We start from the raw sequence: 16,451 nt of genomic DNA, 5'->3' as shown, positions 1-16,451 counted from the left end.
CGGACATCCGTCCGTCACACACCGCCGGATAGGCTCGGTGGGAGGCGTACCCGATCGGGAGGGGAGGGAGGCGGCCGTGGCCCGGACCCGCAAGGTGACGGTCAGCTCCGACGTCCACGGGCACACCGCCGGCTGGTCGGAGACCCCGGAGGCACCCCCGATCACCCCGACGCCCGACCGCACCGCCGCCGCCTTCTTCGATGTGGACAACACGATGATGCAGGGCGCGTCCATCTACTGGTTCGCCCGCGGGCTGGCCGCCCGCAACTACTTCACCACCGGTGACCTGGCCCGGTTCGCCTGGCAGCAGGCCAAGTTCCGGCTGCTCGCCACCGAGCACGCCGGGCACATGTCGCAGGCCAAGGAGGCGGCGCTCGCTTTCATCGAGGGCTGGCGGGTGGACGATGTGGAGCGGCTGACGGAGGAGATCTTCGACGAGCTGATGGCCCCGCGGATCTGGGCCGGCACCCGCAAGCTGGCGGAGCGGCACCTGGCCGGGGGGCAGCGGGTGTGGCTGGTCAGCGCCGCCCCGGTGGAGATCGGCCGGGTGATCGCGGCCCGGCTCGGCCTGACCGGGGCGATCGGCACGGTCGCCGAGGTGGTCGACGGGGCGTACACCGGACGGCTGGTCGGCGACCTGATGCATGGGCCGGCCAAGGCCGAGGCGATCACCCAGCTCGCCGCGGTCGAAGGGCTGGACCTGGCTCGTTGCGCCGCCTACAGCGACTCGGCCAACGACCTGCCGATGCTCTCCACGGTGGGTCACCCGGTGGCGATCAACCCGGATCCGGCGCTGCTCCGCCGGGCCCGCGAGCGGGGCTGGGACGTCCGCGACTTCCGCACCGGCCGCCGGGCCGTCAAGATCGCCGTACCGTCGACGGCCGCTGCCGGGCTGCTCGCCGGCGCCGTCACCGCCGGCCTGGCGCTGCACCGCCGCCGCCAGCGCGCCGACTGACCGCGCGACCGCCGGGTCAGGGGCCGAACGGGTCGGGGCGGCGTTCGAGCAGCTTGTGCAGGGTCTGCTGGATGGTCTCCCGCACCTGGTCGGCGAGGTTGAACACGACCAGCGGATCGTCGGCCGAGTCGCGCAGGTGCGCGGTGGGGATCGGCGGGCAGAACTCGATCAGCCACTTGCTCGGCAGCGGCACCATGCCCAGCGGCCCCAACCAGGGGAAGGTCGGCGTCACCGGGAAGTACGGCAGCTTGAGCAGCCGGGCCAGCGGCTTGATGTCGGCGAGCATCGGGTAGATCTCCTCGCCGCCGACGATCGCCACCGGCACGATCGGCGTGCCGGTACGCAGCGCCGCCGAGACGAACCCGCCCCGCCCGAACCGCTGGAGCTTGTAGCGGTCGGCGTAGAGCTTGCCGACGCCCTTGAAGCCCTCCGGGAAGACGCCGACCAGCTCGCCGTTGCCGAGCAGCCGCTCCGCGTCCGGGTTGCAGGCCACCGTGCCGCCCGTCTTGCGGGCGAGCTCGGAGACGACCGGCATCCGGAAGACCAGGTCGGCGCCGAGCAGCCGCAGGTAGCGGTGGGCCGGGTGCCGGTCGTGCAGCGCGGTGGCCAGCACCAGCGCGTCCAGCGCCACGGTGCCGGAGTGGTTGCCGACCACCAGGCCGGCACCGGCGTCGGGGATGTGCTCCACCCCGAAGACCTCGGTGCGGAACCAGTCCCGGTAGAGCAGCCGGACCAGCGGGTGGAAGACGGCGGCGGTCAGGTCGGGGTCGAAGCCGAACTCGTCGACCTCGTAGTCGCCGGAGAGCCGCCGACGCAGGAAGGCGAGCCCCTTGGCGACCTTGCGGTCCCAGTGGTCCCCCGGCCGGTCCGCGACCGCCCGGCCGGTCGGCGTCCCGGCCGTTCCCTGCCGCTCGTCCGCCGCGCGGTGGCCCGGCCCGCTCGTCGCCGCCGCGTCCGCCTTCTTGGCGACCGCCTTCTTGGCGACCGCCTTCTTGGCGACGGCCTTCTTCGCGACCGGCGGCGGACCGGCGGCGCCCGGGTCGTCGGTCGTGGCCCGCGCCGGCTCGTCGGTGGAGGTGTCCGGCTCGTCGGCGGCCGGGTCGCCCGCCGCCACCGGGTCGGCGGCGGTCGCCGTGGCCCGCCGGTGCCCGTTGCGCCGCGCCGGCTCCGCGTCCGGCGCGGGCGTGGGCAGCGGTACGTCGTAGCGGGCCTCGCCCCGCTCCTCCGCCCCGCTCACGAGCGCTCCCGCACGGCGGCCCGGACCTGCCGGATGCTCTCCAGCACCAAATGCTCGGCGGCGGCGAGCTGCGACCGCGTCACCACCACCCCACCGTGGTGGGCCCGGATGAAGTCGTCGAAGGCGGCGGCCGTCGAGCGGGGCGTGAAGGCGTACTCCCGCTCCAGTCTGGTGGTGTCCACCACCCGACCGTGCACGAAGAGGTCGACCTGGTCCAGCCCGTAGCGGCCGAAGCCGAGGCTGCGCGCGATCGCGGCGGCCCCGGAGAGGCCCGGTTCGAGCACCGGCAAGCCGACCCGGCCGGCCCGGCGGATCGCCTGGGACAGCGAGAGCACCCCCGGACCGGCGACGTTGTACGTGCCCGGGTGGTCCTCGGCGACCGAGCGGTGCAGCACCTCCAGGGCGTCGTCGATGTGGACGAACTGCAGGCGCGGGTCCCGGCCGAAAACCGTCGGCACGACCGGCTGGGAGAAGTAGCGGGTGAGCGTGGTGTCCGCGGTGGAGCCGATGAACGGCGCGAAGCGCAGCACGGTCGCGGTGACGTCGGGGCGCCGGCGGCGGAACCCGCGGACGTACCCCTCGAGGTCGAGGATGTCGCGGCCGAAACCGCCGCGCGGCACCTCGCGCGGTTCGGTCTCCTCGGTGAAGACGGCCGGGTCGCGGAACGACACCCCGTACGCGGCGGTCGAGGAGCGCACCACGAGCTTGCGCAGCCGGGGCGCCCGCTGGCAGGCGGCGAGCAGCTGCATGGTGCCGATGACGTTCTGTTCCTTCATCGCCGCCCGGCCGCCGTGCTGCGGGTCGGGGGCGGTGACCAGGGCCAGGTGCACCACGGCGTCGACGTCGAGGTCGACCAGCAGGCCGCCGAGCGAGTCGAGGTCGAGGCGGACCCGCTCGACCCCGCTCAGCAGGTCGGTGAACTCGGGATTGGGGGTGGCCGGGTCGACGCCGATGACCCGGTCGATGCGGGGGTCGGCGGCGAGGCGGGCGGCGACGTGCGCGCCCAGGTAGCGGCCGACGCCAGTCACGACGACGACCCCCGGAGCACCTGTGGTGCCACCGGGGGTCATGTCGTGCGCCTTGCGCGGCAGGCGGGATCGAGCCGGGACGTCCACGGCCTGATCACCTGAGCCTCCGAGGGTCGACAGTTGGCAGGTGGTGCCGGGTGCCGGGCCAGGGCCCGGCCCCGGTCACTTGCCGAGACGGCGACGCTGGACGCGGGTCTTGCGCAGCAGCTTGCGGTGCTTCTTCTTAGCCATGCGCTTGCGGCGCTTCTTGACCACCGAGCCCATACGACAGCCTTTCGATGCAACGTGCGGGGCGGACCGGGAGACACCACCGGGGGTGGCGTCGTGACCGCTTGCGGACAACGGACCGGACCAGCGTGGTGGGCAGGGCACACCAGGGTGCGGTCACGGTCGGGGTCCAGGGTAGCCGGAGTGCGTCAGCAGGACCAACGCGCCCCCGTCGATGCCCCTTTCGTCGCACTCGACGGCCTGGCCACCGGTGCGTCAGGCGGATTCCTGGAACGCGCCCCGGAGGTATTCGTGCACCGCGTGCTCGGGCACCCGGAACGACCGGCCGACCCGCACCGCGGTCAGCTCACCGCTGTGCACGAGACGGTAGACCGTCATCTTGGAGACCCGCATGACCGTCGCCACCTCGGCGACGGTCAGGAACCTGACATCCGACAGCCGACCGTCGGACTGCGACCCGGCCATGGCTCACCGACCCATCCCATGCCCGGCGCGTGCCACCGGGCAGGTTGATCCGGCCACGACGGGCAACGCGCGTGTTACCAGTACGGTAGCGGGACGCCTGTGACCGGCGCGATCCCTTCCTGTGAATGATCATGGGAGATCAGCCGTTTCCCCGGCGTTGACCTGCCGTTTTCCTTCCGCGGGAGCGCCGCGTCCCGTTCACGGGAGGCTGCCCCGCGGCCGGGACGGTCGCACCGGTCTCCCCGCGTCACTCGGCCCGCAGCGCCACCACCGGATCGAGCCGGCCGGCGCGCTGGGCCGGCACCACGCCGAAGACGATGCCCACCGCCGCCGAGACCCCGAACGCGAGCGCCAGCGACCACCAGGTGATCGCCGCCGGGATCGGCGAGACCGCGTCGACCAGCAGCGCCGTGCCCACGCCGAGCGCCATCCCGGTCAACCCGCCGAGCGAGGTGAGCAGCATCGCCTCCAGCAGGAACTGCACGCCGATGTCCCGGGGTCGCGCCCCGACCGCCTTGCGCAGGCCGATCTCCCGGGTCCGCTCGCGTACCGAGACGAGCATGATGTTGGAGACGCCGACCCCGCCGACCAGCAGCGAGATGCCGGCGATGGCGGCCAGCACCCCGGTCAGCACGCCGAGGATGTCGCCGAGCACGCCGAGGATCTGCTGCTGGGTGACGGCGCTGAACTCGGTGTCCGGGTGCCGGCGGGACAGCTCCGCGACGATCCGGTCGCCGAGCTGGTCGATCCGCTCCCGGTCGGGGGCCTTGACCGCGATGCCGTCGATCCGCTGGGTGCCCCAGAGCCGCTGCGCCGCCGTCACCGGGATGTGCACCTCGTCGTCCCGGTCCACGCCGAGGCTCTGGCCGAGCGGGGCGAAGACCCCGATCACCCGGAACCGCACCCCGGCCAGGGCGACCTGCTGGCCGAGCGGGTCCCGGTCCGGGAAGAGCGCCCGCGCCACCGACGCCCCGAGCACCGCCACCCGGCGACTGGTGTCCACGTCGGCCCCGGTGAGGTAACGGCCCCGGGCGAGCGAGCGGGTGAAGACCCGCGGGGTGGTCTCCAGCACCCCCTGCACGGTGGTGAAGTCGGAGCGGTTGCCGGCCCGGGCGGTGGCACCGGAGGCGATGGTGACCGCCACCCGGCCGGGGTCGCCGACCACCCGGGACACGGCGTCCACGTCCTTCAGGTCGAGCGGCGAGACCACCGGGGCGGTGCCCACGTCGATCTTGCCCGGGACCACCAGGAGCAGGTTCGAGCCGAGCCCCTCCACCTGCCGTTCGACCTGCTGCTTGGTGCCGGTGCCGATGGCGATCAGGACCACCACCGAGGCGACCCCGATGATCACCCCGAGCATGGTCAGCGCGCTGCGCATCCGGTTGGCCCGCAACGCGTCCAGCGCCACCCGCCAGGCCTCGGCGACCCTCATCCGGCACCCCCGGGCGCCGCCTCCGCGTCGGGTTGCGGAGCGTCCGCACGGTCCGGCTCGTCGCCGGACCGGCCCGCGCCCGTCGTACGCGGAAGGCGTCCGGTGGCTCCGGTGGCGCCACCGGAGCCACCGGACGGGTGCCCCGGGCCGTTTCCGGACACGGACCGGGGCTCCGCGCTGGGAGCGTCGTCCAGTGTCTCAGGTCGGCCGCCGGCGCCGGACAGCGGTCGATCATGAAGGGTGTCCGACCGGATGAGACCGTCGCGTACCGCGATCCGCCGGCGGGCCCGGGCGGCCACCTCCTGGTCGTGCGTCACCATCACCAGCGCCACCCCGGACTCGGCGTTCAACCGCTCCAGCAGCTCCAGCACCGCCTCGCCGGTGGCGGTGTCGAGATTGCCGGTGGGCTCGTCGGCGAGCAGCACCGCCGGGTCGGTGACCAGTGCCCGGGCGATCGCCACCCGCTGCTGCTCGCCGCCGGAGAGCTGGTTGGGGCGGTGGTCCAGCCGGTGCCCCAGCCCGACCCGGCCGAGCACCGCCGCGGCGCGTTCGCGCCGCTGCCGCGCCCCGATCCCCCGGTAGACCAGGGGCAGCGCCACGTTGTCCACGGCGGACGTCCGGGGCAGCAGGTGGAACGCCTGGAAGACGAAGCCGATGGTCCGGTTGCGCAGCGCGGCCAGCTCCGGTGCGGCGAGGGTCGCGACGTCCCGGCCACCGATCACCAGCCGGCCGCCGGTCGGCCGGTCCAGCCCGCCGAGCAGGTGCATCAACGTGGACTTGCCCGAGCCGGAGGGGCCGACCACCGCCACGTACTCGCCCGGGTCGATGGTGAGCGACACCCCGCGCAGGGCCGGCACCGACACCCCGTCCAGCTCGTACGTGCGGGACACGTCGACCGCCTCGATCGCCGGCACCCCGGCGGCCGGGGTCACCGAGCCGGTCTTCGGTCCCGACCGCGGGTCTGGCAGGACCGGCTCACTCCTCGCGCTCACCGGAGTTCCTGGCCGTCGTGCACCTGGTCGGCGCCGCGCACCACGACCCGGTCACCGGCCTGCACCCCGTCGACGATCTGCACCAGGTCCTGCCCCTGCACGCCGACGGTGACCGGCACCCGGTCCGCGTGGCCGTCGCGCAGCACCCACACCGCGTCCCGGCCGTCGGCGGAGAAGACCGCCGAGGCGGGTACGGCCACCGCGTCGGTGGCCGCGCGGACCCGGAGGTGGACCACGGCGTTCATGCCGGGCCGGGGCGCCGGCGCGGGCTCCCCCTCGCCGAGCCGGCCGGCGCCGAGGCTGAGCCGGACCCGGTAGCTCACCCCGCCCCGGGCGGAGGTGGTGGGCAGCAGGTCCACCGAGCGAACCGTGGCGTCGTAGCTCGCGCCGGTCACCGCGTCCAGTTCCACCGCGGCGGTCAGGCCGGCCCGGACCAGCAGCACGTCGGTCTCGTCGACCTCGGCGAGCAGACCGAGCTGAGCGGTGTCCACGACGGTCAGCACCGGCGTCCCGGCGGTGACCCGGCCGCCCTGCGGCACCGCGTCGTCCACCCCGGGCGGCGGCCCGCCCTGCCCGGCCGACCCGACCGCCGACGGGCCGACCCCCGCCGCGGCGCCGCCGGCCGCCCCGAGCAGCGCCGACAGGTCCGTCGACCCGCCGGCTCGCGTCCCGCCCGGCTGCACCACCCCCGCGATCGGGGCGCGCAGGGTCAACGCGTCGACCGTCGCCTTCGCCAGGTCGTACGCCTGCTGGGCCTGGAGGCGCTGCGCGGTCGACAGCGCGCCGACGGCGCTGTTCAGCCCGGCCAGCCCGCGCTGCACGGCGGCGACCGCCCGGTCGGCGGCGCGGGCGGCGGACTCGTACTGCCGCTGCGCGGACTCGACCTGGAGCAGCAGCGCCGACCTCAGCTGCGGGTCGCCGATCTTCCCGGCGGCCCGGCGCGCCGCGTCGAACGCCTCGGCGGCCGCCTGGTCGGTGCCGCGCAGCCGGCCGCCCAGGTCGCCGGCGCCGACGCCCCGGCCGGCCCGCTTCACCGCGCGCAGCGCCTCCCGCGCCTGCCGGAGCCGGTCCTGCGCCGCCGGCGAGTCGATGACGGCGAGCACCTGGCCCCGGGCGACCCGATGTCCGGGTGGGACGCGCAGGCTGGTCAGGGTGCCGTCGGCGGGGGCGGTGAGGGTGGCGGCGGCCCGGGCGGCCACCGTGGCGGGCGCGTCGATCACCTCGGCCACCTCGGCGCGGCCCACCTCGGCCACGGTGACCGGGGAGCTGTCGTCACCGCAGGAGGCGGCGGTGGTGCCGGTCAGGGCGACGACGGCGAGCAGGGCGGTGAGCAGGCGGGGGCGGGTGGCCGCGGGCAGCCGCGGCGGGTGGGGGCGGCGCACGCGGCTCATGCTACGACCCGCCGGCGACCGTCGACCTGCCCGCCGGCACCGGCCGGTCAGGCCGCCACCGGCGTCAGCCGGCCACCGCGCGGACGTATCCGACGCAGTCGTCGTGCAGGGCGGGCCACGGGTCGCCGAACACCTCCTCGGCGGCGGCGGCCACCGGCCGGCGTTCGTGCACCACGACCCGGAAGAAGTCGAGCACCCGCTGCTCGCCGTACCGGTCCACCAGGTGCCGGACGGCCAGGTAGCCGACGCCGTAGGCACCGCCGACCCGGTCGTCGGCCGCGTCGTCGGCGGGGGCCAGCGCGTCGAGCCGGCCGGCCCACCCGCCGTGCAGGAGTTTGCGCACCTCGGCCAGGCCCTCGTAGCGGCCCACCGGCTGACCGTCGGCGCCCGCGTACTCGGCCAGGCCCTCCACCAGCCACCAGCTCGACCGGTCCGCGTAGCCCCGGTCGGGCAGCGACGCGGCGTGGGTCAGCTCGTGCCGGAGCAGGTCGTCGACCCCGGCCGGCGAGAGGCTCTGCGCGTTCAGCACGACGTCGTGGTGCCCGCCGCCGACGCCGACCGCGTACCCGGCCGTCCACTTCGGGCGGCCGCCGCCGTACCAGCGCTGCCACTCGGCCCGCCCGGCGTAGAAGACGAGGTAGCGGTCCGGTGGGGCGGTGCCGACCGCGTACCGGTCGGCGACCCTCGCGGCGGCCTCGGCTTGCACGAGCAGGCCGGGAAGCTTGCCCCGCAGCGTCGGCGTGGTGGCCACCAGGGTCCGCTTCCCCACCGCCACCGCCAGGTCGCTCACCTCCCACGGCCGGGCGCCGGCCGGCCGGGCCGCGGACTCCTCGACGGCGACCAGCCGGGGCTCCTCCTCCCCCGCCAGCCGCCACCGGGTGCCGATCGCCACGGTGCTCGGGGTGCAGCCCGGCACCACGAAGCAGTAGCCGACCCGGACCGGCAGCCGCCACTCCCCCGGCCGGCCGTCGACGGCCGTCGGCAGGCCGTCGGCCGCCGGCCGCCACACCGTCACCCGCAGCGCACGCAGCGCGGCGTACCGGCGGGTGAGGGCGGGTCGGGCTGCCGGATCGGCGACGGCGAGGAAGCCGGTGCGGTCGCCGCCGAGCAGCGCCGCGGCCTGGCGGTCGAGCTGGGCGGTCATTCGCTGGCCGAGGCGCCGCGCGGTCGCCGCGGCCGGGTCGTCGGCCCGGCCGGCGGCGGGACGTCCGACCGCGTCCCCCACCAGGCCGAGCAGGAGTACGCCGGGAACACCGCACGCCACCAGCACGAGGACCAGGGCGATCGCGATCCAGAGCGGCCGACGTCGCCGGCCACGCGGCGGAGCGGACGGGACGGCGGCCGGCGCGCCGCCGACCTCCGGCGCCGGCTGGGTGGCCGGCTCGTCACACCCCGCGGTCGCGGTGGCGGGCTCGCCGCTGCTCACCGCCGGGCCAGGGGGCCGCACGTCACCGTCGGTCACCGGCGAAGGGTACGGCCAACCGGGCGTTCCGGCCAGAGCCCATCCGCGCGTCGACGGGGCATCACCACGAGCAGATCCTGGCAGCGCATGGCCCCGGGCGGGGCCGGATCCTGCCACGATCTCCGGGGTGGCCGGCGCGGCGGTCGGTCAGACCGGGTCGCCGAGGGCGGTGAGCAGGGCCTTGTCGACCGCCCAGAGGGCCACCAGCACGGCGCCGGGCACCGGCCGCCCGGCCAGCGCGAGGAGCACCCCGCCGGTGAGGAAGCAGGCGGCCTGGGCGGCGAGCTTGGCCGGCGCGGGCAGCGGCACGCTGGCCTTCGGCGAGCAGAACAGACCCCACCCGACGGCGATCAGCAGCGGCGCCCCGAGGCCGGCGAGCAGGCGTACCGGCCAGCCGGCGTCGAGGGTGAAGCCCCACCAGCCGACCGCGACGAGCAGCGCCAGCTCCAGCAGGAAGATGACGGCGAGCAGGGCGCCCTTCATGAGGACCTCCAGTCCCGGTAGGCGGTGTCCAGCGCGGCCACCATCTGGTCGAAGGAGCGGTCGATGTCCCGGGGCAGCCCGAACCCGCCGGCCGCCTCGAGGCTGATGAAGCCGTGGACCGCGGCCCGGAACATCCGGGTGGCGTCGACGGCCGCGTCGCCGTCGAGGCCGTACCCGCGCAGGATCGCGTAGATCGCGCCGACCGCCCGCTCAGCGGCGGCGACGTGCTCGGGATCCTCCGGGTCGGGGGCGCGCTGGGTGGCCGGGTAGCGGCCGGGGTGCCGGCGGGCGTAGTCGCGGAACGCCGCGGCGACCGCGCGCAGGGCGTCGCCGCCGGCCCGGCCCGCGGCGGCCGTGGTCAGCTCGGTGGCGACCTCGGCGGTGGCCAGCACCGCCAGCTTCTGGTGCAGCGCGTCCACGCCCTTGACGTGCTTGTAGAGGCTGGGCAGCGCGACACCGAGCCGGCCGGCGAGGGCGGCCAGGGTGAGCCGGTCGTGACCGACCTCGTCGGCGAGCACGGCCGCCTCCCGGACCACGGTCTGCGGGGTCAGGCCGGCCCTAGGCACGGGTGGTCACCGCCAGGAACTCGACGAGGTCCGCGGCGGCGGCGTCGGGCTGGTCGGCGTGCGGGTAGTGGCCGGAGTCGGCGATCATGCGGGCCTCGGCGGTGGCGAAGAGCCGCCGGGCGGCCCGCGCCTCGGCGCCCGGGTCGGGGAAGTCCGGGTCCTTCGTGCCCATCAGCACCAGCACCGGCTGCCGCACGTCGCGCGCCCGCGCGGTCCAATGCGGGTCCACCGGCGCGACCACCCCGCGCACCGCGGCCATCCGGCCGCGCAGCTTGGCGACCAGCTCGCGGCGGTACGCGGCGTCGTCCGCCGGCCGCCCGGACGGGAAGAGCGTGCGGTGGAACATGCCGAACAGCCGGGGGCTGCGCAGCACCACCGCCTGGGCCAGCCGCATCATCGGGTTCGGCTTGAGCTGCGCCACGAACGGGCTGACCTGCACGACGCCGCTGACCAGCTCGGGCGCGTCGGCGGCGGCGAAGACCACGGCGGCGGCGCTGGACGAGCTGCCCACCAGGGTGGCCGGGCCACCGCCGAGCGCCCGGACCACGGCGAGCAGGTCGGCACCCACCTCGGCCGGGGCGTACGTGGGCCAGTGGGCGCTGGAATCGCCGTGGCCGCGGACGTCGACCGAGGCCACCCGGTAGCCGGCCGCCACCAGCCGGGGCACCAGGTGCCGGAAGGCGGCCCGGTTCTCCCCCATGCCGTGCGAGAGGAGCACGAGCGGCCCCTCGCCGTGCACCTCGTACGCGATGCTTCCGCCGTCCCGCGACACCTGGCTAATCGTCATAGCCGTAAAGCTAATACTATTAGCTTTACGCGTCAAGGGTTGACCTGAAGCCGGGTCGAGGTCGGACGATCTTGCCCATGCCCCTCACCGCAGACACCCATGTCCGCCTCGCCCGCCCCAGCCAGGACCTGGCCGCCGCCGAACGGTTCTGGGCCGACGGCCTGGGCCTGGACGTCCTGTACCGAGGGGCGGCCGACGGTCCCGGCGAGCACGACCTGGTGATGCTGGGCTGGCCGGGCGCGGCCTGGCACCTGGAACTGGTCGGTGGGGAGCACCTCATCGTCGCGCCGAGCCCGACCGCGGAGGACCTGTTCGTGCTCTACCTCGACGGGCCGGCCGACGACGACCTGGTCGCGAGACTGGAACGGGCCGGCGGGACCAGGGTCTCCGCCGGCCCGTACTGGGACCGCTGGGGGATCACGTTCGCCGACCCGGACGGCTACCGCCTGGTGCTCTGCACCCGGGCCTGGTCGAACGGCTGAGTCACTTCTTGGAGACCAGCGCGCGGCCGAAGAACATCAGGTTCGCCGGGCGCTCGGCCAGCCGGCGCATCAGGTAGCCGTACCACTCGTCGCCGTAGGGGACGTAGGTGCGCACCGTGTAGCCCTCGCCGACGAGCCGCCGCTGCTCCTCGGGGCGGATGCCGTACAGCATCTGGAACTCGAACCGCTCCGGGCCGCGGTCGAACCAGCGGGCCCGGTCCTCGCCGATCGCGATCAGCCGCGGGTCGTGAGTGGCCAGCATCGGGTAACCGTCCCCGGCCATCAGCACGTTCATGCAGCGCACGTAGGACTTGTCCACCTCGCGGGCGGACTGGTAGGCCACCGACTCCGGCTCCTTGTAGGCGCCCTTGCACAGCCGCACCCGGGACCCCGCGCCGGAGAGCTCCCGGCAGTCCGACTCGGTCCGCCGCAGGTACGCCTGGAGCACCGCGCCGGTCGACGGGTAGTCCTTGCGCAGCTTGGCGAGGATGTCCAGGGTCGAGTCGGTGGTGGTGTGGTCCTCCATGTCCAGGGTGACCGTGGTGCCCGCCGCGTCGGCCGCCGCGCAGATCGCCCGCGCGTTGTCGTACGCGAGCTGCTCGTCGAACATCTGCCCGAGGGCGGAGAGTTTCACGCTCACCTCGGCCGCCGGGGTGAGCTCGGCGGCGCCGAGCAGCCGCAGCAGCTTGAGGTATTCGTCCCGGGTGGCGTTCGCCTGCTCGGGGGTGACGGTGTCCTCGCCGAGGTAGTCGAGGGTGACCGTCTGGCCGTCGGCGACGAGCGCGCGGGTCGCGCGCAGCGCGTCGTCGGTGCCGGCGCCGGCGACGAACCGGCGGACGACGTCCCGGGTGAACGGGGCCGTCGCGACGAGCCGCTCGACCTGGGATGACCGGGAGGCGGCGAGGATGACGGAACGGAGCATGAGCTGAGCGTAACGCCCGGCCGTGGCCCCGCGCCGGGGGGCGGCGGCCAACCGTCACCCAGCGTTCGGACAGGCATCGGGGCGGCGGTCGACGACAAACGATCAACGCGAGAGCGAGAGCCTCATCACGGACGGTTACGCGCGGTTCCTGCCCCACTACATCGACGCGCCGCACACGCCGTGAGTCGTCTACCGTTGGTGTCGTGAACTTCGACGCGTACGCCCGGACCGGCGTTGATCTTGTCAACGCCCGCCTGGACGACCTCGACGACCTGCGGGCCCTCTTCCCCGACGACAACGCGTGGATGCGGGACGAGGTCGCGGAGCGGGACCTGGCGATCTTCCGGCGGGCGCAGAAGCGCCTGCGTGACATCTTCGAGTACGGCACCTCGGGCCGGGACACCGAGGCGGTGTCCGAGCTGAACACGCTGCTGGAGGCGTTCCCGGTGCAGCCGCGCATCTCCGGCCACGACTCGAGCGACTGGCACATGCACGTGACCAGCCGGGGTGCCTCGGTCAGCTCGGAATACCTGGCCGGCGCGGTCTGGGGCCTGTCGGTCTGGCTCTGCGAATACGGCAGCGCCCGGTTCGGCGTCTGCGCCGACGAGCGCTGCGGGAACGTCTACCTGGACACGTCCTCCAACTGCTGCCGGCGGTTCTGCTCGGAGCGCTGCGCGACCCGCTCCCACGTGGCCGCCCACCGGGCCCGCAAGCGGGCCGCGATCGGCGAGCAGGTGGCGGTGCCCGCCCAGGCGGCCGAGACCCTCACCCCGGTGAGCTGACCCGCCCGAGGACTCCAGCCCGGCGACCTGGCGCCGTCGCCGGTCAGGCGTCGACCGGGGAGGGGGCGGTGAGGTTGGCGCGGGCGAATTCCAGCGCCTCGCGCAGGTCGTCCTCGCGCACGGCGCGGCTCTTGGCGCCCCGCGTGGTCACCTCCACCGCGACCGAGCCGGTGAACCCGCGGCCGGCCAGCGAGCGGAGCAGCTCCGCGCAGGGCTGCCCGCCCCGCCCGGGCACCAGGTGCTCGTCGCGTCCCTCGCCGGTGCCGTCACCCAGGTGCACGTGCGCCAGCCCGGCGCCCATCCGGTCGGCCATCGCCAGGGCGCCGGTGTGCGAGGCGGCGCAGTGCGACAGGTCCAGGGTGTAGGAGGCGTAGCCGGTGTCGGTCGGGTCCCAGCCCGGGACGTACGGGACGAACTGCCGGCCGGCCATCCGCACCGGGTACATGTTCTCCACCGCGAACCGCAGCCCGCCGAACTGCTCCTCGATCGTCGCCAGGCCCTCGGCGAAGTTGCGGGCGTAGTCGCGCTGCCAGGTGAACGGCGGGTGCACCACGACGGTGGGCGCCTCGAGGGTCTCGGCCAGCTCGGCGGCCTTGCGGAGCCGCTCCCACGGGTCCGGGCTCCACACCCGCTGGGTGACCAGCAGGCAGGGCGCGTGCACCGAGAGGACCGGCACGCCGTAGTGGTCGGCCAGGCCGCGCAGGGCGCCCGGGTCCTGGCTCACCACGTCGGTCCAGACCATCACCTCGACGCCGTCGTAGCCGAGCGCGGCGGCCAACTGGAACGCCGCCGCGGTCCGCTCAGGGAAGACCGAGGAACTGGACAGGAGCACCGGGACGCGCGAAGTCACGTCCCTCAGGGTAACCGCACCCGCCACCGAGCATCGGGACGAGCATCCGCAAAGCGGACGACATCGGCCCGCCGGGATCACATCGGGGCAAGTTGATCAAGCCGGCGGAGGATGACCCCCTCGCGCAGCGCCCACGGGCAGATGTCCAGGCAGTCCACGTCGAGCCGGCGCATCACCGCCTCGGCCACCACCGCCCCGGCGAGGAGCTGGTGGGCCCGCTGCGCGCTGACCCCCTCCAGCTCGGGCAGCTGGGCCGGCGGGATGTGCCGGATGAACCCGAGCACCTGCCGCAGCCCCGTCCGGGTCAGGCTGCGCCGGGCCCACAGCCCGGCGCCGGAGGGGGCCGCACCGGCCAGCCGGGCCAACATCCGGAACGTCTTCGAGGTGGCCACCGGGCGCTCCCAGCCGACCTCGGTGAGCTGCTTCACCACCGGTTCGAGCTGGGCGTCGACGTACTCCCGGAGCTCCTCCACCGCCTCGGCGGGCGGCGGCACGGCGCCAGCCGGGTCGACCCTGAGCCACTCCCGGCTCAACCGCCCCGCGCCCAGCGGCAGCGAGATCGCCACGCCCGGGTCCTCGTCGATGCCGGCGGCCAGCTCCAGCGAGCCGCCGCCGATGTCCATCCCCAGCAGCCGGCCGGCGGACCAGCCGAACCACCGCCGCACCGCCAGGAAGGTCATCCGCGCCTCGTCCGCGCCGGAGAGCACCTCCAGGCGTACGCCGGTCTCGTCGCGGACCCGGGCCAGCACCTCGCCGGCGTTGGTGGCCTCGCGGACCGCGCTGGTGGCGAAGGCCAGCAGATCGTCGGCGGCCAGCCCGTCCGCCGCCGCCCGGGCCATGCCGACCGCCTTGACCAGCCCGTCGGCGCCCGCGTCGGTGAGCGCGCCGTCCGGGCCGATCTGCTCGGCCAGCCGCAGCACCACCTTCTCCGAGTGCGCCGGCCAGGGGTGGGCGCCGTGGTGGGCGTCGACCACCAGCAGGTGCACCGTGTTGGAACCGACGTCGAGGACACCCAGTCGCATGTGTCGACCCTAGGGCCAACACGTTTTGCCGGCTCGCCGGCCGGCCCGGGTCACCCCGCGTACGCTGGTCCGGGTGACAGGGCAGATCGAGCTGCAGGTGCTGGTGGACGACCCGGACGACCCGCGGAGCCGGGAGGTGGAGCTGGACTTCCCCCGGGAGTGGATCGAGTTCCTCGACCCGGCGGACGAGAAGCACCTGGTCCGGGCCGACCTGACCTGGCTGCTCTCCCGGTGGACGTGCATCTTCGGCAAGGGCTGCCACGGCATCATCGCCGGCCGGGCCGCCGACGGCTGCTGCTCGCACGGGGCGTTCTTCACCGACGCCGACGACGAGAAGCGGGTCCGGGCGGCGGTCAAGCGGCTCACCCCGCAGACCTGGCAGCACTTCCGCCGGGGCTTCAAGAACTGGACCGAAAACGACACGATCGACGGGAAGAACCCGGCCCGGCGTACGGCCACCCGGGACGTCGACGCGCCGTGCGTCTTCCTCAACGACGCCGACTTCCCCGGCGGGGGCGGCTGCGCGCTGCACGCCCAGGCGCTGCGGGACGGGGTGCACCCGCTGGAGTACAAGCCGGACGTCTGCTGGCAGCTCCCGATCCGCCGGGACCAGGAGTGGCACAAGCGGCCGGACAACACCAAGGTGCTGATCTCCACCCTGAGCGAGTTCGACCGGCGGGGCTGGGGTGCGGGCGGGCACGACCTGGACTGGTGGTGCACCTCCTCCACGGACGCGCACGTCGGCGCCGAGCCGATGTACGTCTCGTACGGCCCGGAGCTGACCGCGCTGATCGGCGCCCCCGCGTACGCGAAGCTGGCCGAACTCTGCGCCGCCCGCCTCCGCCAGGGCCAGGTCGCCCCGCACCCGGCCAGCGAGGGCTAGTCCCGCCCGACCACCGGCAGGACCACCACGCCATCGTCGTCGCTGTAGACCTCGGCGCCGGGCGTGAAGACGCAGTTGCCGAAGAACACCGGCACGTCCCGCTCACCGGCACCGGTCTTGGCGCTCTTGCGCGGGTTCGTGCCGAGCGCCTTGATGCCGATCGAAAGGGTGCGCAGGGCGGCGACGTCGCGCACCGCGCCGTTGATCACCACGCCCGCCCAGCCGTTCTCCGCCGCCGTGCCGGCGATGAGGTCGCCCATCAGGGCGGTGTGCCGGGAGCCGCCGCCGTCCACCACCAGGACCCGGCCCTCCCCGGGCTCCGAGACGATCGACTTGACCAGGGCGTTGTCCTCGAAGCAGCGCACCGTGACGGCCGGTCCGCCGAAGGCGCGCACCGCACCGAACTGGCGCAGTTGCGTGTCGCACGAGCCGAGGGCCTCGCCGTACCGGTCGTAGAGGTCGGCGGTCGTCGGTGTCTCCATGG

The 16,451-nt window shown here is 74.8% G+C and carries 19 protein-coding genes; 4 read left to right on the top strand and 15 right to left on the bottom strand.

All coding sequences use genetic code 11. The annotated features are described in order from the left end of the window. Window positions 1-76: 76 nt before the first annotated feature. Window positions 77-955 (top strand): HAD family hydrolase, encoded by an 879-nt coding sequence (locus tag Q2K19_RS14005; protein WP_302771295.1) that lies wholly within the window; start codon window positions 77-79, stop codon window positions 953-955. A 16-nt stretch (window positions 956-971) separates the two neighbouring features. Here the strand turns inward: Q2K19_RS14005 and Q2K19_RS14000 are convergent, their stop codons facing one another. The 11 genes from Q2K19_RS14000 to Q2K19_RS13950 all read right to left on the bottom strand — a co-directional run bounded on the left by Q2K19_RS14000 (window position 972) and on the right by Q2K19_RS13950 (window position 11,026). Then, the gene (locus tag Q2K19_RS14000) at window positions 972-1,772 is read right to left on the bottom strand and encodes a lysophospholipid acyltransferase family protein (RefSeq protein ID WP_302772482.1); all 801 of its coding nucleotides are present in this window, start codon (window positions 1,770-1,772) and stop codon (window positions 972-974) included. Window positions 1,773-2,188: 416 nt separating this feature from the next. Continuing rightward, window positions 2,189-3,262, bottom strand: coding sequence for an NAD-dependent epimerase/dehydratase family protein (locus Q2K19_RS13995; protein ID WP_302771293.1), 1,074 nt, complete (start codon window positions 3,260-3,262; stop codon window positions 2,189-2,191). A gap of 120 nt (window positions 3,263-3,382) precedes the next feature. After that, window positions 3,383-3,484, bottom strand: coding sequence for a 30S ribosomal protein bS22 (locus Q2K19_RS13990; protein ID WP_007465623.1), 102 nt, complete (start codon window positions 3,482-3,484; stop codon window positions 3,383-3,385). 219 nt (window positions 3,485-3,703) lie between these two features. Continuing rightward, window positions 3,704-3,913: a helix-turn-helix domain-containing protein gene (locus Q2K19_RS13985; protein WP_073834429.1), complete on the bottom strand. Its 210-nt coding sequence runs from the start codon at window positions 3,911-3,913 to the stop codon at window positions 3,704-3,706. A 247-nt stretch (window positions 3,914-4,160) separates the two neighbouring features. Beyond that, window positions 4,161-5,345, bottom strand: coding sequence for an ABC transporter permease (locus tag Q2K19_RS13980; protein ID WP_302771291.1), 1,185 nt, complete (start codon window positions 5,343-5,345; stop codon window positions 4,161-4,163). After that, a complete protein-coding gene (locus Q2K19_RS13975; RefSeq protein ID WP_302772481.1) occupies window positions 5,342-6,259 on the bottom strand; it encodes an ABC transporter ATP-binding protein in 918 nt (305 codons plus the stop codon). Before Q2K19_RS13975 ends, Q2K19_RS13980 begins: the two co-directional genes overlap by 4 nt. A 74-nt stretch (window positions 6,260-6,333) precedes the next feature. Next, the gene (locus Q2K19_RS13970; protein WP_302771289.1) at window positions 6,334-7,728 is read right to left on the bottom strand and encodes an efflux RND transporter periplasmic adaptor subunit; all 1,395 of its coding nucleotides are present in this window, start codon (window positions 7,726-7,728) and stop codon (window positions 6,334-6,336) included. A 64-nt stretch (window positions 7,729-7,792) separates the two neighbouring features. After that, window positions 7,793-9,190 carry a hypothetical protein gene (locus Q2K19_RS13965; protein WP_302771287.1) on the bottom strand — a complete coding sequence of 466 codons (1,398 nt, stop codon included), beginning with the start codon at window positions 9,188-9,190 and terminating at the stop codon, window positions 7,793-7,795. 147 nt (window positions 9,191-9,337) lie between these two features. Then, window positions 9,338-9,673, bottom strand: a complete 336-nt coding sequence (locus Q2K19_RS13960; protein WP_302771285.1) for a YrdB family protein — start codon at window positions 9,671-9,673, stop codon at window positions 9,338-9,340. Next, window positions 9,670-10,239: a TetR/AcrR family transcriptional regulator gene (locus tag Q2K19_RS13955; protein ID WP_302771283.1), complete on the bottom strand. Its 570-nt coding sequence runs from the start codon at window positions 10,237-10,239 to the stop codon at window positions 9,670-9,672. Before Q2K19_RS13955 ends, Q2K19_RS13960 begins: the two co-directional genes overlap by 4 nt. Then, window positions 10,232-11,026 carry an alpha/beta fold hydrolase gene (locus tag Q2K19_RS13950; RefSeq protein WP_302771282.1) on the bottom strand — a complete coding sequence of 265 codons (795 nt, stop codon included), beginning with the start codon at window positions 11,024-11,026 and terminating at the stop codon, window positions 10,232-10,234. Before Q2K19_RS13950 ends, Q2K19_RS13955 begins: the two co-directional genes overlap by 8 nt. A 77-nt stretch (window positions 11,027-11,103) precedes the next feature. On the opposite strand from Q2K19_RS13950, the gene Q2K19_RS13945 reads away from it, so the two are divergent. Next, on the top strand, window positions 11,104-11,508 hold the full coding sequence (locus Q2K19_RS13945) for a VOC family protein (RefSeq protein WP_302771281.1): 405 nt from the start codon (window positions 11,104-11,106) through the stop codon (window positions 11,506-11,508). Between the two features lies 1 nt (window position 11,509). On the opposite strand, the gene Q2K19_RS13940 is transcribed toward Q2K19_RS13945, so the two are convergent. Next, window positions 11,510-12,430, bottom strand: a complete 921-nt coding sequence (locus tag Q2K19_RS13940) for a proline dehydrogenase family protein (RefSeq protein WP_302771279.1) — start codon at window positions 12,428-12,430, stop codon at window positions 11,510-11,512. A 203-nt stretch (window positions 12,431-12,633) separates the two neighbouring features. Between Q2K19_RS13940 and Q2K19_RS13935 the strand changes: the two genes are divergently transcribed. After that, window positions 12,634-13,212 carry a CGNR zinc finger domain-containing protein gene (locus Q2K19_RS13935; RefSeq protein WP_302771277.1) on the top strand — a complete coding sequence of 193 codons (579 nt, stop codon included), beginning with the start codon at window positions 12,634-12,636 and terminating at the stop codon, window positions 13,210-13,212. Window positions 13,213-13,255: 43 nt separating this feature from the next. On the opposite strand, the gene Q2K19_RS13930 is transcribed toward Q2K19_RS13935, so the two are convergent. Both Q2K19_RS13930 and Q2K19_RS13925 read right to left on the bottom strand, forming a co-directional pair. Then, entirely contained in the window at window positions 13,256-14,062 is an 807-nt protein-coding gene (locus tag Q2K19_RS13930; protein WP_302771276.1) for a sugar phosphate isomerase/epimerase family protein, read from the bottom strand. 77 nt (window positions 14,063-14,139) lie between these two features. After that, complete coding sequence (locus tag Q2K19_RS13925) at window positions 14,140-15,084, bottom strand: Ppx/GppA phosphatase family protein (RefSeq protein WP_302771275.1); 945 nt, start codon at window positions 15,082-15,084, stop codon at window positions 14,140-14,142. A gap of 73 nt (window positions 15,085-15,157) precedes the next feature. On the opposite strand from Q2K19_RS13925, the gene Q2K19_RS13920 reads away from it, so the two are divergent. After that, window positions 15,158-15,967 (top strand): hypothetical protein, encoded by an 810-nt coding sequence (locus Q2K19_RS13920; protein ID WP_302771274.1) that lies wholly within the window; start codon window positions 15,158-15,160, stop codon window positions 15,965-15,967. On the opposite strand, the gene rraA is transcribed toward Q2K19_RS13920, so the two are convergent. Further along, window positions 15,964-16,449 (bottom strand): ribonuclease E activity regulator RraA, encoded by a 486-nt coding sequence (rraA, locus tag Q2K19_RS13915; RefSeq protein ID WP_302771273.1) that lies wholly within the window; start codon window positions 16,447-16,449, stop codon window positions 15,964-15,966. The two genes, Q2K19_RS13920 and rraA, sit on opposite strands and share 4 nt — an antisense overlap. Between the last annotated feature and the right edge of the window lie 2 nt (window positions 16,450-16,451).

The organism is Micromonospora sp. NBRC 110009, assembly GCF_030518795.1.
Taxonomy (GTDB): domain Bacteria; phylum Actinomycetota; class Actinomycetes; order Mycobacteriales; family Micromonosporaceae; genus Micromonospora.
Note: the sequence above shows the minus strand (reverse complement) of the source record. Positions and strands in the feature narration are given on the sequence as shown.